The organism is Methyloversatilis sp. (genome assembly GCF_030696805.1).
Taxonomy (GTDB): domain Bacteria; phylum Pseudomonadota; class Gammaproteobacteria; order Burkholderiales; family Rhodocyclaceae; genus Methyloversatilis.
This window is the reverse complement of record NZ_JAUYRO010000103.1, coordinates 1-25,900: the sequence shown is the minus strand read 5'-3', so window position 1 is coordinate 25,900 and position 25,900 is coordinate 1. Positions and strand designations below refer to the sequence as shown.

The following is a 25,900-nucleotide window of genomic DNA, read 5'->3' as shown; positions in this document are numbered from 1 at the left end:
CGGATCAATGGCACCGCCTGACAGTGCCCGCCCGCGCATGCTGCATTCGTTCGCTGCAGCTTATGCCCGCCGCCACTCGACCACGTCCCGGAACAGTCACGCAGCAATTGCCCGGCGGCACGCCGCACTGGGCTGCCCCATCCGATCATTGACCGCCAGAACGAGGTTGCATATGCCGAGAAGTTCGAAAACGAGGCGTCCCGTCGGGCGTCAGGAGGCCACCCCGCCACGGGTCGCCAGAACGCCAGCACCTGCCAGTGGCCTTGCATTGCCACACGAACGGGACGAGTCGCCCGATGCCATCGCCGTGGAACCTGATCCTGTGATGGTTCAGGCCAAGCGCGATATTGACGCCGGCATGGTCGATACCGACATGCACGCGGCGCCCGGCCTGGACGCCGAACTCCGCGCACGTCTGGTTCTGGCGTCGAAGGCACTGGTCTGGAAGAAATGATCGACGTGAGCGTCGTTGCCAGCCGTGCCCGCGACAGCGCGGGCTTTCAACCACATTTCAAGTGGTCAAATCAGGTTTTCAGGTTGAGTGGGCCGAATGCGACGCGGAGATCCTTCAAGGCAACCTGGCAGGGGCGCCTTCCGCCTGAGGCCCGACGCGCATGCGGATTTCAGCCGGCCAGACTGGTGCAGACCTAACCGTGAATCAGCCCGGGCGTCTGGCGCGGTTGCACGTCTGCCTCGACCTCCGACAGACAGTCAGCGCAGGGCTTCGAGCAATTCGGCTACGCGGTCGAACTCACTCGATTTGTCGAGGAAATGATGGGCGCCGAGCGCGAGACTGCGCGCGCGCATGGCAGGGGTGTTGCTGTTGGTGAGCACGACCGCGAGCATTTCAGGGTAATGGTGCTGCAGGTGCTGCAGCACACCGAAACCGCTACCTTCGCGCAGTTGCAGATCGACCACGGCAGCATCGAAGGTGTTGCTGTCGAGCGCCTCGATCGCTGCCGCTTCGGTGTCGACCTCGCCGCTCACGCTGATCCCTGCGCTGTCTTCAAGCAGGGCAACCAGATGTTTGCGTATGAGCGGCGAATCTTCGATCAGTAGCACCCGGATCGGGCGCTGCCGTGCGGCTTCGGAGGGAGAACGGGGCCATTCCACGGTGGCGTCCGGCGTCAGGGGGCGAAGCCCGGGAGCGCGAGTTTCGCACGAACGCTCCCGGTGAACTGTAGGTCGGGGCCGACAGACGGCGTCACTCGATCAATCCATTCTTGAGTGCGTAATAGGTCAGTTCGGCATTGCTCTTCAGGTTCAGCTTGGTCAGCAGACGGCTGCGGTAGGTGCTGACACTTTTCACGCTGATGAACAGTTCTTCGGCGATCTCGGTGACCGATTTGCCGGTGGCCAGTTTGTGCAGCACCTGGAATTCGCGCTCCGACAGTTGCTGGTGCGCCGGCGCGTCGTTGTCACCATTGAGCCGCTGCGTCAGAAGGTCGGCCACGACATCGCTGACATAGCGGCGGCCGCGCAGCACCGTGCGGATGGCGGTCAGGATGTCTTCCACGTCGGCGTCCTTGCGGATGTAGCCATTGGCACCGGCACGCAGCATGTTCAGCGCGTATTGTTCTTCCGCGTAGGCGCTGATGATGAGTACAGGCAGGTCGGCGCGGTGGGTGCGCAGCAGGCGCAGCGTATCCATGCCGTCGCGGTCGGGCATCGATATGTCGAGCAGCAGCAGATCGAAATCCTGCTGGCGCAGCAGTGTCAGCGTTTCCGCACTCGTCGCCGCTTCGGCGCAGACTTCGAGATCGGCTTCGCCATTGATGAGCTGGCGCAGGCCGTTGCGGACGATCTGGTGATCGTCCGCGAGCAGGATGCGTCGTTTGTTCATGATCGATTTCCTTCAGTGGGTGCCACGGGCCGCAGACGCTCAGCGTCTGAACAGCCCGAGTACGAAGGATGCCAGCGTCAGCGCCAGAAAGACGAAAAACAGTATTTTTGCTATACCCGCTGCACTGGCGGCGATACCACCGAAACCGAACAGGGCGGCAATGAGGGCAACGATGAAGAAGATAAGGGCATAGTGCAGCATGGCAGCCTCCTGGGTGAATGACTCACTTTTCTTATCCGACGCCCGCGTCGGAACTCATGGGTTAACGATAGGGCCTTGCCTTGTCGGCAGCTGTCGTCCGCCTCATCGACAGGGCGTCGGACATGTCTGACGTCGAGCGCCGTACGACACCCGGCGCGGAACGTCGTCGCGTCATCACCGAAGGTCTGTCGCGTGCGGCGCGCAGGGCCGAATCGGCCACCGGTGGTGCCGAGCGCCTGACTGACAGCGTACTGATGCGGCTGGCGCGCTTCCGCTGGGGTGCCTTGCTGGTCGTCGCGGTGGGCATCGCCTTCACGGTGATATCCGAAACCACCTTCCAGTCCATGCAGCGCGCGCGAGAGGAAATCGATGCCTCGCGCCTTTCGCTGGCAGCGCTGAATGATCTGGTGTTCGACAACGCGCAGGTCACGATGACTGAAGCCCGCTATATAGAAGAGCCCTCCGTCGCCCATCTGCAGCAGCACCTGATCGCGGCGCAGCGTTTGGCCAGCGCTGCGGACGAGGTGGTCGGCTGGGCGATGCGCCGCCAGATCGAGCCGGAACGCATCGCGCTGGTGCGCAGCGTTGGTATCGCAGAAGCCGAAGAGCTCAAGCGACTGCGGGCGCTGCCGGCGAGTGCGAGTCCGGTCGAGGTGATGGATGTGTTCCTGCCGCCGGTGGTCGCGCCGGAGCCGCTGCGCGAAGCGCTCGAACCGCTGGTGAAGACCGAACGCGCCTATCTGGAAGAGCAGATGGCGCTGCTGGGCGAGGAGATCGAACATCAGCGCAGCGTGGCCATCGCAGTCGTCGCGATCGGCGTGCTGCTGCTCATACTGCTGCTGCGCGCCTACTCGATGCGCAGTCAGGTCGAACTTGCCACGGCGAACCGGCTGCGCGAGGCGCGCGATGAGCTCGATGCGCTGGTGCGCGTACGCACCGAGGAACTGTCTGAACTGGCGAGCCATCTGCAGACCGAGGCCGAGCGGCAGAAGTCATCGCTGGCGCGTGAATTGCACGACGAGCTCGGCTCCATCCTTACGGCCAGCCGCATGGAAGCATCGATGCTGCTGCGCCGCGCGCGCAAGCAGGGCAGTCCGGACGTCGATTCGCTGGCCCGCGTGTGCGATATCCTGGAGCAGGGCGTTCAGATCAAGCGGCGCGTCATCGAAGGTCTGGTGCCGACCGTGCTGACGCATCTCGGGGTACTGCCTGCGCTCGAAGCGCTGGCCGACGAAACACGCGCGTCGGCGCCATTCGAACTGGTGCTGCGGCTACCGGATTCGCTCGAACTCGACCGCGACCGCGGGATCGCGATCTACCGCGTCGTGCAGGAAGCGCTGACCAATATCCGCAAGCACGCGCAGGCCAGCCGCGTGACAATCACGTTGTCGGTTGCAGACGGAAAGATCGCGCTGGAGATTGTCGACGACGGCGTTGGCATCGCCACCGGAGCACGCGGCAAGACCGGGTCGCATGGTCTGCTCGGCATGAAGTTCCGCGCCGATGCGCTGGGGGGGAGTTTCCACATCGGCCCCGCACCGGAGCGCGGCACGCGGCTTTCGCTCAGCCTGCCGCTGCCGGCAGGCGAATGACCACCGCAGCGATCAGGCAAGCACCATGTTGTCGCGGTGGATCAGCTCTTCGGTGTCGATATAGCCAAGCAGCGCCTCGATTTCCGACGAGGCGCGGCGCGCAATGCGGCGAGTTTCCGACGCCGAATAATTGATCAGCCCGCGTGCCAGCTCGTTGCCCTGGGCATCGCGGCACGCAACGACGGCACCGCGCTCGAACTGGCCCTGCACGTCGATCACACCCACCGGCAGCAGGCTTTTGCCCTGGCGCAATGCGCGTGCGGCGCCTTCGTCGAGCGTGACCGTGCCGACCATCTGCAGATGGTCGGCCAGCCACTGCTTGCGAGCGGCCAGCGGCGAACTGCCGGCCTTCAGATACGATCCCAGTGCTTCGCCGCGCACCAGCCGCAGCAGCACATCGGGCTCGCGGCCGCTGGCGATCACCGTATCGGCGCCGCTGCGCGCGGCGCGCCGTGCAGCGCGCACCTTGGTGATCATGCCGCCGCGCGAAATGCCGCTGCCTGCGCCACCGGCCATGGCCTCGAAACGCGCGTCGTCGGCATCGCCCTCGCTGATCAGCGTGGCGGCCGGATCCTTGCGCGGGTCGGCCGTGTACAGGCCGTTCTGGTCGGTCAGGATGATCAGGCAGTCGGCTTCGGTCAGATTGGCGACCAGCGCGCCCAGCGTGTCGTTGTCGCCGAACTTGATTTCCTCGTAGACGACGGTGTCGTTTTCGTTGATGACCGGAACCACGCCCAGTTCCATCAGCGTGGACAAGGTCGAGCGGGCGTTCAGGTAGCGTGTGCGGTCGGCCAGGTCTTCGTGCGTCAGCAGTACCTGCGCGCACACCAGACCGTAGGCGGAAAAGGCGCCTTCATAGGCCTGCGCCAGACCCATCTGGCCGACGGCGGCCGCGGCCTGCAACTCGTGCATCGCGTGCGGCCGTGTGGCCCAGCCCAGGCGCTGCATGCCGGCCGCGATGGCGCCGGACGATACCAGCAGCACCTCGCGGCCATCAGCGCGCAACGCGGCAATCTGGCGCGCCCATTCCTGCAGTGCGCCGAGGTCGAGTCCGGCGCCGTTGTTCGTGACCAGCGCGCTGCCGACCTTGACGATCAGCCGTTTCGCCCGCTCAAGTCGCGCTCTCATCGCCGCTCTCATCGCTGGATTCAGTGATTTCGCGATCGCGCACGTCAGGCTCCGGTTCGGGCGGCGGGCGGGTCGCTTCTACGTGGTCCATCACGGCGTAGCACAGGCCGTCGCAGCCGATGCGCGTCAGCGCCGAAATTGAGAAGACGCGTTCGGCGCCGAAGGCGTCCACGAAGGCTTTTACGCGCGCTGCACGTTCGTCTTCAGGTATCAGGTCGATTTTGTTCAGCACCAGCCAGCGCGGCTTCTGGTACAGCGCATCGTCGTAACGGCGCAGTTCCTCGACGATGGCGCGTGCGTCGTGCAGCGGGTCAGCCGCCTCGTCGAACGGGGCGATGTCGACCAGATGGAGCAGCAAGCGCGTGCGCTGCAGATGACGCAGGAACTGATGACCCAGACCGGCGCCCTCCGCGGCGCCTTCGATCAGGCCGGGAATGTCGGCCAGCACGAAACTGCGCGATTCGTCGACCCGCACCACGCCGAGGTTCGGTGCCAGCGTAGTGAATGGGTAATCGGCCACCTTCGGACGCGCCGCCGACACCGCGCGGATGAAGGTCGACTTGCCGGCGTTCGGCATGCCGAGCAGACCGACGTCTGCGAGAACCTTCAGCTCCAGCTTCAGTTCGCGGCGCTCGCCTTCCTCACCCGGTGTGGTCTGCTTCGGCGAGCGGTTGGTGCTCGACTTGAAATGCAGGTTGCCCAGACCGCCGCGCCCGCCCTTGGCGATCAGCGCACGTGCGCCGTCGCGGTCGAGGTCGGCGATGACTTCGCCGGTCGCCAGATCGGTGATCGTCGTGCCGACCGGCATGCGCAGCTCGCGGTCTTCGCCGCCGCGGCCGTAACAATCAGCCCCTCGCCCGTTCGCACCACTGTCGGCCTTGAACATGCGCGTGTAGCGGAAATCGATCAGCGTGTTCAGGTTGCGATCGGCGATGGCCCAGATGCTGCCGCCTCGACCACCGTCACCGCCGTCGGGCCCGCCGAACGGAATGAATTTTTCGCGCCGGAACGAGGCAGAGCCATTTCCACCGTCACCGGCGATGACTTCTATCTTCGCTTCGTCAAAGAACTTCATTTCGCTTCACACCTGACTGAATCAATGCTGGATACAACGAAAACGCCACCTCAGTGCCGTACTGTGCCGTACCGTGCCTTGCCGGCGCCACAAACAAAAAGCCCTGCCTCGGGGGCAGGGCCTCGGTTCCGTCGAGCCTGAATCAGGCTGCAGCCGGAACGATGGTCACCATGCGACGGCGGCTGGCGCCCTTGACGGAGAACTGTACGACGCCCTCGATCTTCGCGAACAGCGTGTGATCCTTGCCCATGCCGACATTGTCGCCCGGGTGGAATTCGGTACCGCGCTGACGCACGATGATGCTGCCTGCCGAAATCAGTTGACCGCCGTAGCTCTTGACGCCAAGACGCTTCGACTCTGAATCGCGACCGTTACGCGTACTGCCGCCGCCTTTTTTGTGTGCCATTTCATGCTCTCCTGAATACGCTCAGTGCGACCCGCGCACTGTAAACACTCTCAGCCGTTGATGGCTTCGATGCGCAGCTCGGTGTAATTCTGACGATGCCCCTGGTGCTTCTGGAAATGCTTGCGGCGGCGCATCTTGAAAATCGTCACCTTCTTGTGGCGCCCTTGTGTGAGCACCGTTGCACGAACGCTGGCACCGGCAACCAGGGGCGCACCGATCTTGACCGATTCGCCCTCGCCGACCATCAGAACCTGGTCGATCACGATTTCCGAGCCCACATCCGCAGGTATCTGTTCTACCTTGATTTTTTCGCCGCTGGCAACGCGATACTGCTTGCCACCGGTTTTTATGACCGCGTACATGTGTAACCCCAATAAGGTTTAAGGGAATCGATAAGTATATCCGAGCCCGGACGCCGAAGTCAAAGGGTGCTGAATGCGCGAACTTGACGGGCGGGCGTGCGCTGCTACCATCCGCGTTTTTCCGCGTCGGCCGTCTGCCTTGTCATCCCTGAACCGCTTCTACAGCCTGATCGCCGACGACATGAGCCAGCTTGATGTGGTCATTCGTGAGCGGCTGCATTCCGACGTTGTGCTCGTGCGTCAGGTGGCCGAGTACATCATCGGTGCGGGCGGAAAGCGCATGCGTCCGGCGCTGGTGCTGCTGACATCGGGCGCCTGTGGCTACACCGGCGCGCATCGGACCGAACTGGCAGCGGTCGTCGAGTTCATTCATACGGCAACGCTGCTGCATGATGATGTGGTCGACGAGTCGGAACTGCGACGCGGTGCCAAGACCGCCAACGCGCTGTTCGGCAATGCCGCTTCGGTGCTGGTTGGCGACTTCCTCTACTCGCGCGCCTTCCAGATGATGGTGGGCGTGGGCAGCATGCGGGTGCAGGCGGTGCTGGCCGAAGCCACCAATGTAATCGCCGAAGGCGAAGTGTTGCAGTTGCTCAACTGCCACGACGCCGACGTCGACGAACAGCGCTACCTGCAGGTGATCCGCTACAAGACGGCCAAGCTGTTCGAAGCGGCCAGCCGGCTGGGCGCGTTGCTGGCAGGCTCGACGCCCGACGTCGAAGAGCGTTTCGCGCGCTTTGGCATGCATCTCGGCACGGCGTTCCAGTTGGTCGACGACGTGCTCGATTACTCCGGCGACGAGCAATCCATCGGCAAGAATCTCGGCGACGATCTTGCGGAAGGCAAACCCACGCTGCCCTTGATCCACGTCATGAAGAACGGTACGCCGCCACAGGTCGCCGCGGTACGGCATGCGATCGAAGAGGGCGGACGCGACGACTGGGCCGCCGTGCTCGAAGCGGTTGTCGCGAGTGGTGCAATCGATGCGGCACGCAGTCACGCACGCGCCGAAGCGGCGCTGGCAAGCGCCGCGCTGCAGGGTTTGCCGTCCAACGAATACATGCAGAGTTTGTTCGATCTCGCGGCGTTTGCAGTTGAGCGCGAGTTCTAGCATAATGCGCGCCTCGTTGCCGCAGGGTGACGGAATAGCAGTGCTGCACGGGTTACCGGCCGTGCAGATCGGGGAATAGCTCAGCCTGGTAGAGCACTGCGTTCGGGACGCAGGGGCCGGAGGTTCGAATCCTCTTTCCCCGACCACAAATCCCGCGAAAAAGCCACCTCTCGAGGTGGCTTTTTTGTTTCTCTCACCGTTGATTCGACAACAGCGCCCTGAAGGCGAAGGGCCCTGACGAATCGCCGCGTCGATCACCGGATGTCCGTTCGCCCGCGGGGACTCGCGCAAATCGCGGCTGCGCCGTAAGCTTGCTGCACGGTTCAGGCGACGCAGTGGTTGCGCGTTGCCCTGGCATCCGCCGAACCCGACCTTTTCGCGTACCGATGACCCGAATCCTCTTTTTTGCACTGCTGGTGCTGGTTGCCTGGCTGTGGTTCTTCAAGAAGAAACGCAAACCCGATCCGGTCGAGCGCAAGCCCGAGACCAAGGTGATCGAGCAGATCGTCCAGTGCGCGCACTGTGGCCTGCGTTTGCCGGAAGGCGAGGCGCTGGCGGCTGGCGAGCGACATTACTGTTCCATCGAACACCGGGACGCGCATGCGGATGCGCACGACGACGGTCGCTGACGCGGCGGCGGGCGACGACGACAGTGTGAGTCTGTCGTCCCTGACGCCGCTGCGTTACTTCAGCCTCTACCGGCTGCTGATGACGACGGTGCTGCTGGCCATCGTGCTGGGTTTTGCGGGAGAGATCAGCTTCGGCCGCTACAACGAAGTGCTGTTCTCGCGCACGGCGCTCGCGTACTGGGCCTTCGCGCTGGTGACGATGCTCGGCGCCGATCGCGTGCTGCCGACATCAGGCGGTCGCCTCACACTCGGTGTGCTGGCCGACATCGTCTTTCTCACCTTGCTCACCTACGCCAGCGGCGGCGCGAGCAGCGGCCTGCCTTTCATGCATGTGGTCGTGCTGGCCTTCGCGGCGCTGGTCGGGCAAGGCCGGCTGGCGGTGTTCTACGCTGCGGTGGCCAGTCTCGCCATGCTGTTCGAGCAGTCGATACAGGCGATCACCACGGTCGATGACGCGACCACTTTTGTGCAGGTCGGCACCATCAGCATCGGCTTCTTCGCCACGGCGATTGCGGTGCGCCTGCTGGCGCGGCGCGTCATCGCCAACGAGTTGCTGGCGCGCGAGCGCGGGCGCGACCTGGCCGAGCAGGTGCGGGTGAACGAGCGCGTCATCCGCGACATGGAAGACGGCGTGCTGGTGGTCGATCCAGATGGTCGCGTGACGCAGGCCAATCCGCAGGCGCATCGCCTGCTCGACCCCACCATGCCGCGCCCGGTCACGCTGGCCGACTTCTCCCCCGCGCTCGCCGACCTGCTGTCAGGCATCGCGTCGGCCGACCGCGAACGCGTCATGGTGCTCGACCTGCCGGCGCGACCGGCAGCGGTGCGCGTGCGTTGCGTTCCGGCGGGCGGGCAGGGCGGTCACCTCGTGTTCATCGAAGATCTGGCGCGGCTGCGCGAACAGGCGCGCCAGATCAAGCTGGCCGCGCTCGGCCGGCTCACCGCCAGCATGGCGCATGAGATCCGCAATCCGCTGTCGGCCATCACGCAGGCGGCCGAATTGCTGCAGGAAGAGCGTCGCGCCGAGACGCAGGCCCGACTCACCCGCATCATCTGCGACAACAGCCAGCGGCTCGACCGGCTGGTCAGCGACGTACTCGAACTCGGCCGCCGCGACCGGGCCGAACCGGAACTGCTCGATCTCGCGACCTATGCGCGCAACTTCGTCGAAGAGTTGGCGATGCGCGATGCTTCGGTACGCAGCCGCGTGCGCATCGATGCGCCGGCCGCAGGCGCGATCTGGTTCGACCGCGGTCATCTGCATCAGGTGTTGTGGAATCTGGTGGTCAATGCGCTGCGCTACGCCAGTCAGGGGCAGGAATCGGTGCGCATCATCGTGCGCAGCGAAGAGGACGCAACGCTGATCGAGGTGCTCGACGACGGCCCGGGCATCGACATCACGGTGCACACCCATCTGTTCGAACCCTTTTTCACCACGCACAGCAAGGGCACCGGTCTCGGGCTCTACATCGCGCGCGAACTGTGCGAAGCCAACGGGGCGCGGCTGGACTTCGTGGATAATTCGCCCGGGGCGCACTTTCGCGTACGCGGCATGAACAGAAGCTGGGACGGTGCATGGAACGTCGGCGATCACAACGTGAGCTGAAGGTGTTGGTGGTCGACGACGAAGACGATCTGCGCGAGCTGATCGACATGTCGCTCGCCCGCATGGGCCTGCACGCTTCGCTGGCCGGCACCGTCGAACAGGCGCGCGACTTCCTCGCACGCGAGCAGTTCGCGTTGTGCCTGACCGACATGCGCCTGCCTGACGGTGAAGGCATGGATCTGGTGCGCTACATTGCCGAACACCACCGCGACCTGCCGGTGGCCGTGATCACCGCCTACGGCAGCATGGACAACGCGGTGGCTGCGCTGAAGGCGGGCGCCTTTGACTACCTCGCCAAGCCGGTGTCGATCGAACAGCTGCGCGCGCTGGTGCGCTCGGCGCTCGACCTGCCGGGTCGCAATGCGGCCTCGCCGGCACAGGGCGCCGACGCACTGGTGGGCGACGCACCGGCGCTGGTGCACGTGCGCGACATGATCACCAAGCTGGCGCGCAGCAGTGCGCCGGTCAACATCCAGGGCGAATCGGGCAGCGGCAAGGAGCGCGCTGCACGGCTCATCCACGAACTGGGTGCGCGCCGCGCCGGGCCGTTCATCGCCGTCAATTGCGGCGCCATTCCCGAAACCTTGGTCGAGTCGGAGTTTTTCGGCTATACCAAGGGCGCCTTCACGGGTGCGGATGCCGACCGGGAAGGCTATTTCCAGGCGGCAAAGGGCGGCACGCTGTTTCTCGACGAAGTCGGCGACCTGCCGCTGTCGATGCAGGTGAAGCTGCTGCGCGCCATCCAGGAAAAGTCGGTGCGCCGGGTCGGCGCGCGCAGCGAAGAGCCGACCGACATCCGGCTGATCAGCGCCACCCACCGCAACCTGAAGCAGATGGTTGACGACGGCCGCTTCCGGCAGGACCTGTTCTACCGCCTCAATGTGCTCGAACTGCGCATGCCCAGCCTGCGCGAATGCCGCGAATCCATTCCACAGCTCGCGCAGACCCTGCTCGAGCGCATCGCCGCCCCCGACAACGCGCACCCGGTACTGACGCGCGCCGCGATCGACGCGCTGTGCGCCTACCCCTTCCCCGGCAACGTGCGCGAGCTTGAGAACGTGCTCGAACGCGCCTACGCGCTGAGCGCCGACGCGCAGATTGACGCCGCCGACCTCGGCCTGATGCCGCCCGACGCCGATGCCCCCGCCGATCAGGCCGGCGAATTGCCGCTGCAGGACTACCTCGACCGCATGGAGCGCGCCGCCATCGAAGACGCGCTGCGCAAGACCCGCTACAACCGCACCGCCGCCGCCCGCCTGCTCGGCGTCACCTTCCGCTCGCTGCGCTACCGCCTGCAGCGGCTGGGCATCAACGAGTGAAGGTCGTATCTCGGGCGTCGCGGTGCGAATCGCCTGCGGGGCAGGCTCCTACGAAAGACCTCGCGCTTTTCGCAGGAGCCTGCCCCGCAGGCGATCCCGCGCGCCGAACACGTGTTGTCGCGTGATCAGCGTGGCGATCGCGGGCCGGGCCCGCCCCAGCGAGAAGCGTGGTGTTTTTCGTAGGAGCCTGCCCCGCAGGCGATCCGGCGCGTCGAACACGTGTTGTCGCGAAATCAGCGCGGCGATCACGGGCCGGGCCCGCCCCAGCGAAAAGCGTGATGTTTTTCGTAGGAGCCTGCCCCGCAGGCGATCCGGTGCGTCGAACAGGTGTTGTCGCGTGATCAGCGTGGCGATCGCGGGCCGGGCCCGCCCCAGCGAAAAGCGTGGTGTTTTTCGGAGGAGCCTGCCCCGCAGGCGATCCGGTGCGTCGAACACGTGTTGTCGCGTGATCAGCGCGGCGATCACGGGCGGGACCTGCCTTAGCGAAAAGCGTGATGTTTTTCGTAGGAGCCTGCCCCGCAGGCGATCCGGCGCGTCGAACACGTGTTGTCGCGAAATCAGCGCGGCGATCACGGGCGGGACCTGCCTTAGCGAAAAGCGTGATGTCTTTCGTAGGAGCCTGCCCCGCAGGCGATTCAGCTCGTCAAATTCGAGTTGCCGCGTGCTCAACGTGCGAGTTTCCAAAGGCACCTCCTCTTGACCCACCCCGATCACGTCATCGACGCCGACGGCTGGTGCGCGGCGGCGCGGCGCGTCGATTCTCCCAATCGCGATGCGCGGCCGGACGATGCGCCGGTGTCGCTCATCGTGCTGCACAGCATCAGCCTGCCGCCGGGCGATTTCGGCGGGCCGTGGATCGAAGATCTGTTCACCAACCGGCTCAATCCATCGGCTCACCCCTACTTCTTTGATATCTCAGCACTTCGGGTGTCGTCGCACTTCGTGGTGCGGCGCGACGGCGAGCTGCTGCAGTTTGTGTCCACCCTTGAGCGCGCCTGGCACGCGGGGGTATCGAGCTGGCAGGGGCGCAGCCGCTGCAACGATTTTTCGGTTGGCATCGAATTCGAAGGCTGCAACGTGCTGCCCTTCGAAGACGCCCAGTACGCGCGCGCCCGCGCGCTCATCGGGGCGCTGCGCAAGCGCCATCCGATTGCCGATGTCGTAGGCCACTCGGATGTGGCGCCCGGTCGGAAGACCGATCCGGGCGCCTGTTTCGACTGGTCGGCGGTCGGCATTCCGCGCCGCTGAAGCGTTTCCGGCGGATTCGCCGCGGGCGGAAAAAAGCGCTTGCGGTGTCCGGGTCGCATCACTACACTTAGTAGCTCAAACCGCTTGAACCACTATAGGTAGTGGTCGAAGAGCACACTTCCCCACCTCCAGATTCATTCCGCCGCAGCGTGGCTGCGGTTCTCCAGGGAGATGTACGCATGCAAATCACCGCCGAACACGGCAGCAACCGTTCACTGTCCGGTACGCCGGACCAGATCAGCCTCGAGTCGTCGGCCGCCACGCACAGTGCGCACACCGATTACAAGATCATCCGCAGGAACGGTGCCGTGGTGGCGTTCGAGCCAGCCAAGATTTCCATCGCCATGACCAAGGCCTTCCTGGCCGTGAATGGCGGGCAGGGCGCAGCCTCGGCGCGTGTGCGCGAACAGGTTGCCGCGCTGACCGATGCGGTCGTCGGCGCGCTTCTGCGTCGCCTGCCGCACGGCGGCACCTTCCATATCGAAGACATCCAGGACCAGGTCGAACTGGCGCTGATGCGTTCGGCGGAACACGATGTGGCCCGCGCCTATGTGCTCTATCGCGAAAAGCGTTCCGCCGAGCGCGCGCAGAAGCAGCAGGCGGTCGAAGCGTCGATCGAGCAGCCGGTGCTGCACGTGGTCGATGGCGACCGCCGCATGCCGCTCGACCGCGAAGCGCTGCGCACGCTGATCCAGGACAGTTGCGAAAATCTGGGCGACGTTGTGTCGGTGAATACCATTTTCGACGCCACGCTGACCAATCTGTACGACGGCGTGCCGGTCGACGAAGTGCGCAAGTCGGCCATCCTGGCCGCGCGCTCGCTGATCGAGAACGACCCCGCCTACGGCTACGTCACCGCCCGCCTGCTGCTGCACACCATCCGCGCCGAAGTGCTGGGCGAAGAAACGTCGCAGGGCGCGATGGCCACCGCCTACGCCGACTACTTCCCGCGCTACATCAAGCTGGGCATCGAAGCCGAACTGCTCGACCCGAAGCTGGCGCAGTTCGACCTCGCCAGGCTGGGCGCCGCGCTCGACCACCGCAACGACCTGCGCTTCAACTACCTCGGCCTGCAGACGCTGTACGACCGCTACTTCCTGCACATCCGCGACCGCCGCATCGAGCTGCCGCAGGTGTTCTTCATGCGCGTCGCCATGGGCCTCGCGATGAACGAAATCAACCGTGAAGCGCGCGCCATCGAGTTCTATCAACTGCTTGCCAGCTTCGACTTCATGAGCTCGACGCCGACGTTGTTCAACAGCGCCACGCTGCGGCCGCAACTGTCGTCGTGCTACCTCACGACGGTGGCCGACGACCTCGACGGCATTTTCGAGGCGATCAAGGAAAACGCGCTGCTGGCCAAGTTCGCCGGCGGTCTGGGCAACGACTGGACGCCGGTGCGCGCGCTGGGCTCGCACATCAAGGGCACCAACGGCAAGAGCCAGGGCGTCGTGCCCTTCCTGAAGGTGGTCAATGACACCGCCGTCGCGGTGAATCAGGGCGGCAAGCGCAAGGGCGCGGTGTGCGCCTATCTGGAAAGCTGGCACCTCGACATCGAGGAATTCCTCGAACTGCGCAAGAACACGGGCGACGACCGCCGCCGCACGCACGACATGAACACCGCGAACTGGATTCCCGACCTGTTCATGCGCCGCGTGATGGAAAACGCTGAATGGACGCTGTTCTCGCCGTCCGACTGCCCCGACCTGCACGACCTGTTCGGCCGCGCCTTCGAAGAGGCCTATACCCGCTACGAAGAGCGCGCCGCGCGGGGCGAAATCCGCGTGTTCAAGAAAATGCCGGCGGTGGCGCTGTGGCGCAAGATGCTGTCGATGCTTTTCGAAACCGGCCACCCCTGGATCACCTTCAAGGATCCGTGCAACCTGCGCTCGCCGCAGCAGCATGTCGGCGTGGTTCATTCCAGCAACCTGTGCACCGAGATCACGCTGAACACCTCCGACACCGAAATCGCCGTGTGCAACCTCGGCTCGGTGAATCTGGTCGCCCACCTGAAGGACGACGGCCAGGGCAACAAGGTGCTCGACCACGAAAAGCTGCGCAAGACCATCCGCACCGCGATGCGCATGCTCGACAACGTCATCGATATCAATTACTACTCGGTCGGCAAGGCGCGCAATTCCAACCTGAAGCATCGCCCGGTCGGCATGGGCCTGATGGGCTTCCAGGAAGCGCTGCACGAGCTGCGCACGCCGTACGCCTCCGACGACGCGGTTGAATTCGCCGACCGCTCGATGGAAGCCGTCGCCTACTACGCCTACTGGGCCTCGACCGAACTGGCCGAAGAGCGCGGCCGCTACGCCAGCTACAAGGGCAGCCTGTGGGACCGCGGCATCCTGCCGCACGACTCGCTCGACATCCTGGCCGAAGAGCGCGGCGGCTACCTCGAAGTCGACCGTTCGGTCACGATGGACTGGAGCGCACTGCGCAGCCGCATCGCCGATTACGGCATGCGCAATTCCAACTGCCTTGCCATTGCACCGACCGCGACCATTTCGAACATCATCGGCGTCGATGCCAGCATCGAGCCGACCTACCAGAACCTGTTCGTCAAATCGAACCTGTCGGGCGAATTCACCGTGGTGAACGAGCACCTGGTGCGCGACCTGAAGAAGATGGGTCTGTGGGACGAAGTGATGGTCGCCGACCTGAAGTATTTCGACGGCTCGCTGTCGCGCATCGACCGCATTCCGGCCGATCTGCGCAGCCTGTACGCCACCGCCTTCGAAGTCGAGCCGAAATGGCTGGTCGAAGCCGCGTCGCGGCGCCAGAAGTGGATCGACCAGGCGCAGAGCCTGAACATCTACATGGCCGGCGCCTCGGGCAAGAAGCTTGACGAAACCTACAAGCTGGCCTGGCTGCGCGGCCTCAAGACCACGTATTACCTGCGCGCCATGGGCGCCACACACGCCGAAAAGTCCACCGGCCGCGGCGGCGAACTGAATTCGGTCCCGAGCGAAGCCGAGCCGAAATTCTGCGCCATCGACGACCCCACCTGCGAAGCCTGCCAGTGACGCTGCGCCTGACCTCTCCCCTCTCCCGCATCAGCGGGAGAGGGGCCGGGGGTGAGGGCCGGGGGTGACTGAGAAAAAATTGCCGGCAACGTCCGCCCCGAATATCCGAATCAACCAGAAGCCGGTCGCTCCACGCACCGCCCACGGAGAGAACATCCATGCTGAGTTTTGAAGACGACCTGCCCGTGAAAACCCCGCAACCCGCCCTCGGCCTGCGCACCGCCACTACCGAAAATCCTCGTGTGGGCGCCGCGCCACGCCGCGACATGTATGCCGAGCCGCTGCCGATGACGGCCCCCATCGCCGAACTGCAGATCGCGCCGCGCGCCCCCGCACCGGCCCAGACCGAATCCACCCGCATGCGCCGCATCCGCGCCGAAGACAAGCGCGTCATCAACGGCGGCACCGACGTGAACCAGCTGGTGCCGTTCAAGTACAAGTGGGCGTGGGATAAATACCTGTCCGGCTGCGCCAACCACTGGATGCCGCAGGAAGTGAACATGCAGCGCGACATCGAGCTGTGGAAGACACCCAACGGCCTGACCGACGACGAGCGCCGCCTCATCAAGCGCAACCTCGGCTTCTTCGTCACCGCCGATTCGCTGGCCGCCAACAATATCGTGCTCGGCACCTACCGCCACATCACGGCGCCCGAGTGCCGCCAGTACCTGCTGCGCCAGGCGTTCGAGGAGGCCATCCACACGCACGCCTACCAGTACATCGTCGAATCGCTCGGCCTGGACGAAGGCGAAGTGTTCAACGCCTATCACGAAGTGCAGTCGATCCGCGACAAGGACGAATTCCTGATCCCGTTCATCGACGTGCTGACCAACCCGCTGTTCAAGACCGGCACGCCCGAAACCGACCAGCAACTGCTGAAAAGCCTGATCGTGTTCGCCTGCCTGATGGAAGGCCTGTTCTTCTACGTCGGCTTCGTGCAGATCCTCGCCCTCGGCCGTCAGAACAAGATGACGGGTGCGGCCGAGCAGTACCAGTACATCCTGCGCGACGAGTCCATGCACTGCAATTTCGGCATCGACCTGATCAACCAGATCAAGCTCGAAAACCCGCACCTCTGGACCATCGAATTCCGCGAAGAGCTCAAAACCCTGTTCCGCAAGGCCGTCGAGCTCGAATACCGCTACGCCGAAGACACCATGCCGCGCGGCGTGCTCGGCCTGAACTCAGCCATGTTCAAGGAATACCTCCGCTTCATCGCCAACCGCCGCGCCCAGCAGATCGGTCTCGACGTGCTCTACCCGGGGGCAGAAAACCCGTTCCCGTGGATGAGCGAAATGATCGATCTAAAGAAGGAGAGGAATTTCTTCGAGACCCGGGTGATTGAATATCAGACGGGTGGGGCGTTGAGTTGGGATTGATTGCAAAACATCGTAGATTCTCATTAGAGACGAGAGCAGTCTCACTAGAGACGATAACGTCTCATTAGAGACAATAATGAAAGACCTCAGGGCGCCTTCGGGCGCCCTTTTCCTTTTCTGGAGCGGATTTGCGGCATTTTTGACACGCGCTAGTACTGGGTCTTGGCAGGCCTGCACCGGCGAAAAGCGCATTTGCCATGACAGTTTTAGTAGTGTGCTGAGCCGAGAAAAGTCCGTAGATTCTCATTAGAGACGAGAGCAATCTCACTAGAGACGATAACGTCTCATTAGAGACGGTAACGCACACCTCAGGGCGCCTTCGGGCGCCCTTTTTCTTGTTCCCGCTGGATTGAAGAGCGCTCTCATGCGGGAAGGTGTTGCGTGCTCTCGGACCAGCACGACCTTGCTGTCTTTTAGCTGTCTCACTAGAGACAAGAAAAATATCTCATTAAAGACGAGAGTAGTGTGTCTCTGCCGCCCTGCACGGATTTGGGTTCTCGCCTACATGCCGCCATTGAAACCGGCTTTACCTCGGGCCGCTTAACGATTGAGACAGAAGTGGAGTCTCGTTAGAGACAAGAGTGGTGGGGAGTGAGGTCGTCCAGCGGGTAGAGATGAGGGATGACGCGCAGGGGCGCATGCGTCGCCCAGGTACGTGCATTTTGGGCTTCGCGTTCTTGGGGGTGAACGCGTGTTTGACGCTGGTAGGGCGTGTCGGGGAATCTGGAAAGTGACCGCCCGGTTCGCGGTGGAACTGTCAGGGGCGTGGAACTATGCGTTCAACCGCTTCGACACCCCCCTACGAATCGGCTGCACCTCGCCCGCGTTAGCCATCTGGAGCACGTCGTTCCGCCGGAACAGTACCACTCCGTGGATCTGGGTTTCCTTCTCAGGGGCTCGCGTGATCCTGCCGCTTCGTTCTGCATTCAGCAGGTATCGGCTATGCGTATTCAAGAGCGTGCCAGCCTGAGCTGCGCTCATGAATCGCTTCAGGTTCTCGTGAATTCTTGGAATGTCGCTTTGTTGGACGCGGAGCTCGCCTAACGGCGCCACGCACTCAATGAAGCCCGAGTCAATGAAGCGAACGACGAACTCTCGCTTCGTTAAGCCGACCTCTGACGATACGGATTCAATCGTTCGAAGTGAGGCCAACTCATCCTTCAATCGCTTGACGGCAGTTCTTCGGAAGTACTTTCGGTTGTCCGCTTCTCGATTGGGCGGAACTTCTGCAGGCAACTGCCCGGTACGTTGTAAGACTGCGATCTGTTGAGTGTTCATGGCGAGCTCGTCAGCCGCTTCGACGGCCGTCATCCAGACCGTTTGATCGTAGGTCACGCTGCCTGCCGGCTTGCGTCCTGCTCGGGTGGGGTAGTCCTTGAGCGCCTTAACGCGTTGGAGATCAACTTTGGCGATGTCCGAACGGCGAAAAACATTGACCAGGGCGCCATCTACCCTAGGACCGGATACCGGATGGACCCCCACAGCCGCAAGCTTGTCGGATAGTGAGGTTGCTCCGGTAGCCAACTGCGTTGCGAGGCTGCCCACGAACACATACTGTCTATCGAACGCCTCCACGTCGCTAGCGGCGAACATCATGGGTTGCCGAGCTTTCTCACCGGACGGGACGTGGCGGGAGAGCAGTCGGGTCTTTTCTATCCGTCGCACAGCTTCAGGGTAGGTACGGAGGCGCTCAGCCGTCTGTTGCAAGCCCATGAGCTTTTTATCCTTCGCTTGGCTCTCTGCAGTCCCAGACTCCTCCAAGTTGGCCCACGGTACGGCAACGCGGGCACTGCAAGGCAGAGCTCCCTGCACATCCTTAATCTTGATTGACCTCAAAGACGGCAGTCCTTGAGCAATGTTGAATCGATCGACGATTCGGGCGCCCGCATTCATTTCAGCCAACTCATCCGCATATGCCTGAGTGCGCGTTTGCTCGTCAGATCCGTGGCACTCTGAACGGCTGCTCTTCGCAAGCCTCGCCATCAAGGACGATATCTCGTGACTGCCATACCGATTTCTGATGATTGAACTGCGCTCGATGCGGTTCAGGATTTGAGCGGTGCTCAGACTAGTGAGTGTGTTGGGCGTGATGCCCAGGACAGCAGAAGCAGCTCTGCTGTCCAAAAGTAGCAACAGGTCTTCGTCCGCGACCCCCTCCGGGACTGTCCTTGCGCAAGAGATGTCGTAGTCACGGGAGAGGCGTTGGGCAAGATCTTCGGCTGCTTGCCTCGCTGGGGAGTGGATAGCAAGCAAACGAGCGAGCCAAACCCGGGGTAGTAGGTGCGGATAGCGCCTTTGTTGGTGCCGCGCGAATGCGCGGACTCCACGGTCGACGTCCGTAGCAAGAAGTGCTGCGTAGGCGAGCAGTTTCGAACGCTTTACGTAGTCGGGTTCCCGTTCGATCTCGAGAACGCGTACGAACGCCAGCAGGCGGGACACCCAGGCTTGGTCGCCATCCTCCATGGCTCGGTACAGCCTTCGCTCACCAAAGGCGAATGCTCTGGAGCCGGGATTGCTGGATATCCTGGCCTTGCAGCTGCACTGATCAATGCCGCGCTGCCCGGGCCCGTATAGAGATTCGCACTCAGGACACTTACGAATCAGTTTTTGGCCGTGCTTGGCGCAGTACTCGAAGAGCGCAACGCTGGTTTCCGCACGATAGTAGCCATCGGCTGCGCATCGAGGACAAACCGGCTGATAGAAGAACCGGATCAGATCCCCAGGAAATTCCGCATTCAGAATCCGGACCGGCTTGCGGGAAGATATGCTAGGCAGTTCCTGAAAGAAGCAGGCGAGCAGTCGCGCCTGAAGGCGTTCCGGATATAGCTCTACGATTTTTTTCGCGAAATGACCGCTCCGAAACAGAACAGATTGAGCGGGGCTCTTGATCAACCGGTAGATGAACTTGCTTGCCGAAGAGTATCCGTTCTCTTCCGTACAGCGGAGCACGACGCTAAGGGGCGATTCGCCAGGAATGGGCAGCGGCAGATAGTTCATCGGCGCTTTCTAGATAGTGCGAGGCTGTCTTCAGTCATGGTGAACGGGTTGAGGCCTTCCGGAACCAGCGCCCGAGCTATCTGGATGCGTTCGAAGGCTTGCTTGAAGTGCACACCGCTGATTTCTGCGCTCTTGCCACGAAGTGCGAGGTCGGCCGCTTCGACGAATAGATCCTTTGTGGCGCACATGTTGCCGGCAGTGGCTGCGTACATGCGCTGACCGAATTGGGGCGTCTTCAATTCAGCGCTTGGTTGCAACGAGCAATGGTCCTTTAGACGTTTCACAAAGAACACGAGAACCTTGAGGTAGTCGTTGTTCAAGCTGAACTCTGTAAGGGAGCATCTGCGTCGAAATCGCCGTTCGATCTGCTCATCCCCTTCCAGAAGTGGCAACAGGTCTTCCGTCCCGACCAAGATGATGGGCACCTTGGACTCGTTCATCAGATCCTTGACCCAGTTCCGCACGGTTGCGTGGGTTTTCTCCTTTTTCGGATCTACGAGGTGCTGGAATTCGTCAAGGATGTAGAAGCGCGTCTGACACGTCTTCAGGTTCTGAACGAGTCTCTCGGTCAGCTGCGTACGGTTCCCGGAAAGATCTGTCACCTGCAGGCGAATCAGCAGCTTCTGCGCCAAGTCCTTGATCGTCGCAACCCCCGGCACCGCTTGGTAGAACGCCGGAATCACCCGTCGGATGCCCTCGGGTTCCTCCTGTGTCTGGATACGGTGTTGCGCGAGCAAGTGGTTGCAAAGGGTTGTCTTGCCAGTGCCGGCGCGGCCACTTATGGCAAGCGATACCGGCTCGAGTCGGCCGTCATTGAAGCGGAGGACTTCGTTGAAAGCTTCGAGGCACTTCAGCACCTCATCGTGTTGATAGAACACGTCCCGAAAGGCCTCGAGACCGGTTGGCAGCATTTCCAGTTTCATGTTGGTCGTTCTCGATCAGAGGGACTTGAAGATGTCGCCTTCTTCGTCCCAAATATCCTCGACGGTGCTTTGGCCAGGCTTGCTCTCCTCAAAAGAGGGTAGCGTTGCTTCCAGAAGGTTAGTCTGTTCGGAGGGGAGTGCGCTCGCGTCCGGATCGGATGCGAGCTGGCCCTGGTCTCCCGCGGCGCGGAGACGACTTGCCATCTTTTCGTTCTGCATCCGAGCAAATCGCTTTCGGGCTTTCGTCGTCGAGAGATCGAGCTCGTCCCAAAGGCGCTTGCGCGCTTGGTTCAAAAGGATGGTGTTCGTTGCTTCCTTGCCCGCAGCCTTGAGCGCAGTGGTGGCCGCCTGGTGCTCAGTAAACGTGAGCCCCTTTTGGTAACGCGCATCTACGGGATCTGCGCGGACAAGCCGGGTGGAATCTTCAGGATCCACAACGAACACATGATCGAGATCGGTCTCGTCGTAGAGAACTGTCACTCGATCCTTCTCCGGATGCTGTGCGAGTCTTGCCGCCAGATCCGGCAGGGCGGGGCTTGTCCAACACAAATTGAAGAGCTGCACTCGCCCACCGGAAATGGCGCGCTCAACCGACTTGCGGCAAACCATGTCCAAGCCTTCGTCGCGATACCGTGTAGGCGTGTCGAGTTCAGTCGCCTTTTTCCACGCGACTGACGGCGGTATCCCGAGCTCGGAATGCAGGGAGTTGTGGTAGATCTGCTCGAGCCAGGCCGCGAATCGCTCGCGCAATTCCTCGAGTTGAATCCACGCGTTCTTGACGGCCCTGTAGTCACCTCGATCCTGTGGAGAGGAACGGGTCGTTCCATGCATGAGGTGAATGAACGTGGTGTTCATGGTGCGGAAGAACCGCTCCACATGAGGCTTTTCGTTGGGCTCCCGCGGGGAAACGATGCGGACAGAGGTACCAAATCGCTCTGCCACTTGGAACAGGCTGCTGTTTCTGAATTCGGGGCCGCCATCTACGATGAGCTCAATCGGAGCGCCGCCTGCGAGGCGCCCGTTCTCCGAAGAAAGGGCGTCTTTGTATGCGCGGAGGGTTTTTGCGGCGCAAGGCGGCACAAACGAGAGATCCCACCCCAGAACGCAGCGACTGAATATGTCGATAAGAACGGTCAATACAGGCCGACCTATCGGATCGCCGTTCTCGTCCACTACGATCAGATCCACGTAGTTGCTATCAGACTCGACGCGCTCCAGAACCATCGAAGGTGGATGGATACGCACGCCATGGCGGTGTTTGCGCTTCGCGTACTGCTTTCCGTGGCGATTCAAGTCAGCGTCGTAAGCGTCCAGGGTCGCGACCGTCCGGTAAAACGACGCGCGGGAGGGCGCGCGCAACTTATCCTCAGGGTTTCGCTTGAGATTCTCGCCTTCAATTTCCGCGCACAGCAGGTGATAGATCGCTTGTGCGCTTGGGCGTCGGTCATCGAGGAAGGTTGAACGGAGGATCGATTGGGTAAGCTCGATCACCGTGTGGTTCATGCGGGGCTTACGCTGTCGAGTCCGATGCTCTCGTGTGATGAGGGCCAACGGATTCTTCCCGGCTTCTCGATACTGACGAAGCCAGAACCGTACGCGGGAGATGGAGGGTGGTTTTTCCGACCGCTCCTCTGCGACCCTCTTGATCAGTAAGAGTCCAAGCTCGGTTGGCGCGCGTCCGAGAAGCTCACGTTCAAATGCCTGCACATAGGCGAGGCGGCGCTGATGTGTCGTCGCTTCTTTGTCTGTGAGGTTTGCGGCGTTACGGTAGAGATCTTGCCACTCTGCATGCTCGACAAGCGCTGTCATTCGTCCCCGTGCAGCGAGGTCCTGCCAGCGCAGCAATGGGATATCGCTTTGTCGTTTCGCGTTTACGCCGCGGATGGTGACGACCGCTTGGTCAATCCGCAGCACCTCGTACTCGAATCCCGAATAGAGATAGCGCTCGCCTACCTTGGGCGGCCTGAACTCTTGGTTCGCCAGCGCGCTCATCGTGGCCGTCTCCACACAAGCCAATTCGGACCAATTGGCTTCTCCAGTTCCACCTCTACCCACCCCTCAAGGAGACCCCGTCCGATGTGCCCGAGGTTGCTGGGCATCTGGGCTGCGATTTCCTTCAAAGTTGCTGGCGAGCCGTCTTTAGGCAATAGCGCCAAGAGATCGATGAGTCCTTCTCGGGATACCGTTCGGGCGCGGCCGTACAGATTTCTCAGAGTAGTGATGCGAGGTTCAATACGGATATGGCGCTCTGTCCGAAGCACGTACTCGAGATCCATACCGAGAAAGTGTTGCCGTGCAACTTCGATGCGTTGAGCCCGAAACGATTGAGAGGCTCGTGCGTGCGGCTTCACCTCAAGCAGGAAGGCGCGTCCCCCCGTCGGTTGAACTTCAAAGTCAGGCGTGTGATTGAACAGCCCGTGCTCGTCCTCAAGTCGAACGGTCAGCGGCTGTGACCTGTAGCTCTTGATTGCGGGGTCAAACTCAAGAAGCAGGCACATGTCTGCCTCGAGCCGGCCCTCTACAGGGATGACTCGTTGGTTCTTCTCCGACGGGAACTGGACGATGTGGACGCCGGGGCGCCCTCTGCCAATCTTCCGAGCAGGAGTCTTAGACGGCGGCTGCGGCGGGGCGGTGGTGAGGTTGCTGGAAGCAATCTGGTCGTGGCGCATCTTCCACATTACGGAACCCGATGTCCGACCTTGAGGACGCGGAGCAGTCGGTGGATCCGCCCCGTGCTGTGCTCCAAGCTAAAGTTGAGCGGCCAAAGCCCAGTGAGGTACCGCTTGAGCAACGCCACCTAGTTGGCGCACGGCAACCGTCCAACTATTGAGCTTTAGTTCAATTCGGGGGCGGTTCTTGCCATCAGGAGCGTAGCCAACTTGATGCCTGCACTTCCCCGACGGTGCATCATTGGATGTAAGCGTCTGCCCCACCTGCACCCGAGCGGGGGCAATGAGGGATTACCTGGCGCCTATATCCGCCGCACCCATATCCAAGCGACCGAAGCCGAAGCACTGGACGTGGCATTGAACGATCTAGCGGGCGCGCTGCACAGGCACATGAGCCGTCATGAACTATAGGAACCCCGGATAGAGCGCCACTTCCTCGAACTCTCGTGCGCAGAGTATTTAGAAGAGTACCGGCGTGGTGGTACAACATTAACCGGAATTGATTTATGCTAACGTAGAGCAGTAGGCCGAAGCGGTTTTAGGGGGGATAGAAATGAAGTTCAAGTTCTTGGTGCCGGTTGCTGGCCTTGTTGCAGCCATAGCGAATCAGTACGCGAGTGCTGCTATCGAGAACACGGAGCCTTCGAGTACCCCTGTCGCGGCCGGCCTGACTGACGCACCAACGACCCTTGCACTCACTCATGGTGGGGAGCAACTGGTTCGAGCTGGTGATGACAACTACTCTTTCATTCTTAAGCGGGCCGCTTCTGGCGAGATGATGGCTTGGCATCAATCACATGCGTCTCACGCGTCGCACAGCTCGCATAGTTCGCATCGATCGGGGTTCTAATTCTTGCCTTGGCAGTGATCTTTGGCTGGAGAGCGTGTGAAAAAATCACATAAGTTTCTCGTGCCCGTTGCTCTGTTAGCAAGTGGGATTCTCTCCGCTTACGCTAAGCAGGCGCCTAAGGGGACGGATCTGGCGGTGCCTTACGCCCCGTCCGTTGATAATCACGTCCTCAACCTGATTGGCACTACCGAGACCGTGGCTATCCACTCGGACGGGGAGGTTTTCGACTTTGTTCTGAAGCGGGCCGACACTGGTCAGATGATGGCCTACCATCGCTCGCATCGATCGCACTCCTCACATCGATCGCACTCCTCACATCGATCGGGCTACTAAAAGTGTTAGAGCGCGTGATCTCGTTTGATCCTGCCGCCTACAGCCTCGAAACGATTCAGAGGGCGGCATACCGCTACATTGACAAGTTCAGCATTGGATTCAATGTCAAAGAGGCCTCCATCGATTGCATTTTGCAGTTCGATAAAGAGGTCGATGACCTTGACGGAGTGATTCAGGACTTCCGTAAGGAGGTGCTGGACCAGCATCTTCGTGCCCGAATCGCAAAAGAAACAGAATCCATTCGCCACCTGATACTGGCCCACGCCTTTTCTCGCACCGGCTTGGTGTAAGACCCATGAGCAAGTTTTTACCGCCAGAGTCTTTTGCGGCTACTGGCGCCTACGACCTATTGCCCTTCAACTTTACGCGGCTTGAGGGTGACAGCTATTTAGCCACCAATATGGTCGGGGAGTCATTGATCGTAGATCGTAGTACGCTCGATGATCTCGTAAATAAGCGCCTTGCTCCTTCTCACCCAAGTTATACGGATGCTCGAGCGAAACACTTGATCGCTGAGAAAGGAGACAAAGCATCAGCTGAATTACTGGCGTTGAAGACACGCACCCGATATCAGCGACTTCAGAACTTCACGAATCTTCATATGTTCGTCACCACGCTAAGGTGCGATCATAGTTGTCAGTATTGTCAAGTCTCCCGGCAGTCAGAAGACAAAGGGGCTTTTGACATGACCCTGGAGATGGCCGATAAATCTCTGGATATGGTATTCCGATCTCCGTCGAAGGCGGTCAAGATCGAGTTCCAGGGTGGAGAGCCTCTGCTCAATTTCGATCTAATCCGCTATATCGTATCAAAGGCAAAGGTGCGAGCGGCGGCAGAGGGACGAGATCTTGAAATTGTGATTGCTACCACATTGTCGCTGGCAACCACCGAGATTCTCGAGTATTGCCGAGACAATCATATCCTGCTCTCGGTATCACTAGACGGTCCTAGCGATCTTCACAACAAAAACCGCCCCCGCCCCGGAAAAGATAGCTACCAACGGTTTGTCGCAAACCTACAAGCGGCTCGGGAAATCGTTGGGTATGATCGCGTGTCTGAACCGCCCCGGCTTTCGCGGAGGCCCGTTGGGTTAAGTCAGGCCGGCACGAGGTCGGCCTGACGGGTGAGTTGCTGATAGTAGTTCGCCTCTGCCTCGGCTGGCGGAATGTAGCCGATGGAGCTGAGCAGGCGATGGTG

General features: G+C 61.7%; 23 protein-coding genes and 1 tRNA gene. 12 read left to right on the top strand and 12 right to left on the bottom strand.

The features are described from left to right. Positions 1-307: 307 nt before the first annotated feature. Positions 308-454 carry a hypothetical protein gene (locus Q8R75_RS17130; protein WP_305615287.1) on the top strand — a complete coding sequence of 49 codons (147 nt, stop codon included), beginning with the start codon at positions 308-310 and terminating at the stop codon, positions 452-454. Between the two features lie 257 nt (positions 455-711). Here Q8R75_RS17130 and Q8R75_RS17125 read toward each other — a convergent pair whose 3' ends face one another. The 3 genes from Q8R75_RS17125 to Q8R75_RS17115 form a co-directional block, all read right to left on the bottom strand. Continuing rightward, positions 712-1,113, bottom strand: coding sequence for a response regulator (locus Q8R75_RS17125; protein WP_305615285.1), 402 nt, complete (start codon positions 1,111-1,113; stop codon positions 712-714). A gap of 91 nt (positions 1,114-1,204) precedes the next feature. Then, on the bottom strand, positions 1,205-1,843 hold the full coding sequence (locus Q8R75_RS17120; RefSeq protein ID WP_305615283.1) for a response regulator transcription factor: 639 nt from the start codon (positions 1,841-1,843) through the stop codon (positions 1,205-1,207). 39 nt (positions 1,844-1,882) lie between these two features. Continuing rightward, positions 1,883-2,044 carry a DUF1328 domain-containing protein gene (locus Q8R75_RS17115; protein ID WP_083223920.1) on the bottom strand — a complete coding sequence of 54 codons (162 nt, stop codon included), beginning with the start codon at positions 2,042-2,044 and terminating at the stop codon, positions 1,883-1,885. Between the two features lie 122 nt (positions 2,045-2,166). Between Q8R75_RS17115 and Q8R75_RS17110 the strand changes: the two genes are divergently transcribed. Beyond that, positions 2,167-3,636: a sensor histidine kinase gene (locus Q8R75_RS17110; protein ID WP_305615280.1), complete on the top strand. Its 1,470-nt coding sequence runs from the start codon at positions 2,167-2,169 to the stop codon at positions 3,634-3,636. 12 nt (positions 3,637-3,648) lie between these two features. On the opposite strand, the gene proB is transcribed toward Q8R75_RS17110, so the two are convergent. From proB to rplU, 4 genes are all read right to left on the bottom strand, one after another. Continuing rightward, positions 3,649-4,764 (bottom strand): glutamate 5-kinase, encoded by a 1,116-nt coding sequence (gene proB, locus Q8R75_RS17105; RefSeq protein WP_305615278.1) that lies wholly within the window; start codon positions 4,762-4,764, stop codon positions 3,649-3,651. Continuing rightward, positions 4,748-5,839: a GTPase ObgE gene (gene obgE, locus Q8R75_RS17100; protein WP_305615272.1), complete on the bottom strand. Its 1,092-nt coding sequence runs from the start codon at positions 5,837-5,839 to the stop codon at positions 4,748-4,750. Before obgE ends, proB begins: the two co-directional genes overlap by 17 nt. 142 nt (positions 5,840-5,981) lie before the next feature. Next, positions 5,982-6,245: a 50S ribosomal protein L27 gene (gene rpmA / locus Q8R75_RS17095; protein WP_305615270.1), complete on the bottom strand. Its 264-nt coding sequence runs from the start codon at positions 6,243-6,245 to the stop codon at positions 5,982-5,984. 50 nt (positions 6,246-6,295) lie between these two features. Further along, entirely contained in the window at positions 6,296-6,607 is a 312-nt protein-coding gene (gene rplU, locus Q8R75_RS17090) for a 50S ribosomal protein L21 (protein WP_069038061.1), read from the bottom strand. A 181-nt stretch (positions 6,608-6,788) separates the two neighbouring features. Here rplU and Q8R75_RS17085 point away from each other — a divergent pair, with 181 nt between their 5' ends. The 5 genes from Q8R75_RS17085 to Q8R75_RS17065 all read left to right on the top strand — a co-directional run bounded on the left by Q8R75_RS17085 (position 6,789) and on the right by Q8R75_RS17065 (position 11,272). After that, a complete protein-coding gene (locus tag Q8R75_RS17085) occupies positions 6,789-7,718 on the top strand; it encodes a polyprenyl synthetase family protein (RefSeq protein WP_305615836.1) in 930 nt (309 codons plus the stop codon). Between the two features lie 69 nt (positions 7,719-7,787). Beyond that, a tRNA-Pro gene (locus Q8R75_RS17080) sits at positions 7,788-7,864 on the top strand. A 240-nt stretch (positions 7,865-8,104) separates the two neighbouring features. After that, positions 8,105-8,347, top strand: a complete 243-nt coding sequence (locus tag Q8R75_RS17075; protein ID WP_305615834.1) for a PP0621 family protein — start codon at positions 8,105-8,107, stop codon at positions 8,345-8,347. Then, on the top strand, positions 8,325-9,953 hold the full coding sequence (locus Q8R75_RS17070; RefSeq protein WP_305663805.1) for an ATP-binding protein: 1,629 nt from the start codon (positions 8,325-8,327) through the stop codon (positions 9,951-9,953). Before Q8R75_RS17075 ends, Q8R75_RS17070 begins: the two co-directional genes overlap by 23 nt. Continuing rightward, positions 9,923-11,272, top strand: a complete 1,350-nt coding sequence (locus Q8R75_RS17065) for a sigma-54 dependent transcriptional regulator (RefSeq protein WP_305627107.1) — start codon at positions 9,923-9,925, stop codon at positions 11,270-11,272. The genes Q8R75_RS17070 and Q8R75_RS17065 overlap by 31 nt, the downstream gene beginning before the upstream one ends. A 48-nt stretch (positions 11,273-11,320) precedes the next feature. On the opposite strand, the gene Q8R75_RS17060 is transcribed toward Q8R75_RS17065, so the two are convergent. After that, complete coding sequence (locus tag Q8R75_RS17060) at positions 11,321-11,845, bottom strand: hypothetical protein (RefSeq protein WP_305663804.1); 525 nt, start codon at positions 11,843-11,845, stop codon at positions 11,321-11,323. Positions 11,846-11,968: 123 nt separating this feature from the next. On the opposite strand from Q8R75_RS17060, the gene ampD reads away from it, so the two are divergent. The 3 genes from ampD (at position 11,969) to Q8R75_RS17045 (ending at position 16,931) form a co-directional block, all read left to right on the top strand. Then, positions 11,969-12,520, top strand: a complete 552-nt coding sequence (gene ampD, locus Q8R75_RS17055; RefSeq protein ID WP_305615828.1) for a 1,6-anhydro-N-acetylmuramyl-L-alanine amidase AmpD — start codon at positions 11,969-11,971, stop codon at positions 12,518-12,520. 179 nt (positions 12,521-12,699) lie between these two features. After that, entirely contained in the window at positions 12,700-15,552 is a 2,853-nt protein-coding gene (locus tag Q8R75_RS17050) for a ribonucleoside-diphosphate reductase subunit alpha (RefSeq protein WP_305615825.1), read from the top strand. A gap of 158 nt (positions 15,553-15,710) precedes the next feature. After that, positions 15,711-16,931: a ribonucleotide-diphosphate reductase subunit beta gene (locus Q8R75_RS17045; RefSeq protein WP_305663803.1), complete on the top strand. Its 1,221-nt coding sequence runs from the start codon at positions 15,711-15,713 to the stop codon at positions 16,929-16,931. Positions 16,932-17,702: 771 nt separating this feature from the next. Here Q8R75_RS17045 and Q8R75_RS17040 read toward each other — a convergent pair. Genes Q8R75_RS17040 through Q8R75_RS17025 form a run of 4 tightly spaced genes read right to left on the bottom strand, consistent with a single transcriptional unit; the run spans position 17,703 to position 23,529 of the window. Beyond that, positions 17,703-19,928 carry a TniQ family protein gene (locus Q8R75_RS17040; RefSeq protein ID WP_305626800.1) on the bottom strand — a complete coding sequence of 742 codons (2,226 nt, stop codon included), beginning with the start codon at positions 19,926-19,928 and terminating at the stop codon, positions 17,703-17,705. Beyond that, a complete protein-coding gene (locus Q8R75_RS17035; protein WP_296809746.1) occupies positions 19,925-20,851 on the bottom strand; it encodes a TniB family NTP-binding protein in 927 nt (308 codons plus the stop codon). The genes Q8R75_RS17040 and Q8R75_RS17035 overlap by 4 nt, the downstream gene beginning before the upstream one ends. A gap of 15 nt (positions 20,852-20,866) precedes the next feature. Beyond that, the gene (locus tag Q8R75_RS17030) at positions 20,867-22,843 is read right to left on the bottom strand and encodes a Mu transposase C-terminal domain-containing protein (protein WP_305626803.1); all 1,977 of its coding nucleotides are present in this window, start codon (positions 22,841-22,843) and stop codon (positions 20,867-20,869) included. Beyond that, positions 22,840-23,529, bottom strand: coding sequence for a Tn7 transposase TnsA N-terminal domain-containing protein (locus Q8R75_RS17025; RefSeq protein ID WP_296809751.1), 690 nt, complete (start codon positions 23,527-23,529; stop codon positions 22,840-22,842). Before Q8R75_RS17025 ends, Q8R75_RS17030 begins: the two co-directional genes overlap by 4 nt. 1,176 nt (positions 23,530-24,705) lie before the next feature. Here Q8R75_RS17025 and hxsD point away from each other — a divergent pair. Beyond that, positions 24,706-24,993, top strand: a complete 288-nt coding sequence (gene hxsD, locus Q8R75_RS17020; protein WP_305626805.1) for a His-Xaa-Ser system protein HxsD — start codon at positions 24,706-24,708, stop codon at positions 24,991-24,993. Positions 24,994-24,998: 5 nt separating this feature from the next. Beyond that, positions 24,999-25,823 carry a radical SAM protein gene (locus tag Q8R75_RS17015; RefSeq protein ID WP_305626807.1) on the top strand — a complete coding sequence of 275 codons (825 nt, stop codon included), beginning with the start codon at positions 24,999-25,001 and terminating at the stop codon, positions 25,821-25,823. The last annotated feature ends 77 nt before the right edge of the window (positions 25,824-25,900 follow it).